Source organism: Paenibacillus sp. 01T422 (genome assembly GCF_056398785.1).
In genome coordinates, this window is record NZ_JBFTQB010001168.1 from 1 (window position 1) to 1,595 (window position 1,595).

The window sequence follows — 1,595 nt, forward strand, 5'->3', positions numbered from 1 at the left end:
AGTCCACACCGTGTGTGCAGAACCGATAAGCAAGAAACCTCCGGCCATTACGCCTAAATTCAGCGGTACGAGCATTTTTTTAAGAAGTTACTTAATCGAGTCACCGCAAGCCCTCCGATGAAAACACCAACTAGAGCGAAAGCAGTCAAATAGCCCACTGAAGCCACGCTGCCAATGCCGTTATTGGACAGAAACAACGAAAGGTTTGTCGGAATCAAAGTGAACATCGATGTTTTTCCGGGAAAAACGATACCAAGATTCCCTGCCATCATTGTTCCGAAGGTCGTCGTAACCGCCATTGATAATAAAGCAATTCTTGCGCTTAATTTCATAGCTGCACTCTCTTTCTGACGTGTGTGGAAAATCAGCATTTGGTGCAAGCTTATTGTTCTTCAAGCTCATCGTATATGCGCGATACTTCTGGATCTAATTCTTTGGTTTCAAAATCAGTCCATTGGCTGAGTGTTTGCCAGCGTTTCGTTTCCGCTAACTTACCTTGGTCCACCGCATTTGCAATTGCTACCGCATCGCTTCCAAGTAACAAGCGAAGTGGTGGATTTTCCTCATTGACGATCTTAATGATGGCTTGCGCCGCTTTATCCGGATCGCCGTTCTCCTTGCCGGTTGTGTCACGAAGATGTTTAAGCAATCCGCCGACTGAGGTTTGGTATTCTTCTCGAGGCTCGATATGCTGCATGGAAGAACCTGCCCAATCAGTACGAAAGCCGCCTGGTTCGATCAATGTAACTTTCAGCCCTAGGGGGCCTACCTCTTTGGACAACACCTCGGAGAAACCTTCCACTGCCCACTTGGCTGTCTGATACGGTCCAAGACCTGGTGCGCCTGTACGGCCACCAATCGACGAAAATTGAACAATGTGACCATGGCCCTGTTCTCTTAGTAGTGGCAGCGCGGCTTTCGTTACATGAATGACGCCCCACAGATTCGTTTCCACTTGAGCGCGGAAGTCCTCCATCGATGTTTCTTCTATAGAAGAGACATTCCCGTAACCCGCATTATTAACGAGGACATCCAATCGTCCGAACGTTTCGAAAGCCGCCTGAATAGCTGCTTCAGCCTGCTCAAATCGGTTTACATCTAACTGCACGATGCGAACCTGGCTGCCGTAACGTACTGCAAGATCGGCAATCTGCTCTGTGTTACGAGCTGTAGCGACGAGTTGATCTCCTTTAGCCAACACCGCTTCTGCAAGACTGCGACCGAAACCCCGAGAACTCCCTGTAATCAACCAAACTTTAGACATATAATTTTGCCTCCTCGTTTTCTCTTTGGAATATTTGTTCCATAAATAATATACGCCTCCAACAATTCCAGGTCAAGAGTTTTCGGAATTTTTATTCCAAAAATAAGCGGATAATTAATTTACTGCAAGAAAGTAATTAAATTTTAACTTAATTTCAACCTAAAACACTATATGAATGAGAAAACACAAACAAGATGTTGGAATTATAATTCCAAATCTATTATATTTTTATAACCACGATATATTAATTTGGAATTTACATTCTAATATTTACACCTTCTACAAAAGAATCATCAGATGAAATAACAACAAAAAAACAGCCCGCGAGACC

Annotated in this window: 2 protein-coding genes; both read right to left on the reverse strand. The window is 44.1% G+C overall.

The features are described 5' to 3' along the window. Window positions 1–59: 59 nt before the first annotated feature. Window positions 60–332 carry a hypothetical protein gene (locus tag AC1DUA_RS36780; protein ID WP_477504432.1) on the reverse strand — a complete coding sequence of 91 codons (273 nt, stop codon included), beginning with the start codon at window positions 330–332 and terminating at the stop codon, window positions 60–62. Between the two features lie 50 nt (window positions 333–382). Beyond that, the gene (locus tag AC1DUA_RS36785) at window positions 383–1,264 is read right to left on the reverse strand and encodes an oxidoreductase (protein ID WP_477504433.1); all 882 of its coding nucleotides are present in this window, start codon (window positions 1,262–1,264) and stop codon (window positions 383–385) included. Between the last annotated feature and the right edge of the window lie 331 nt (window positions 1,265–1,595).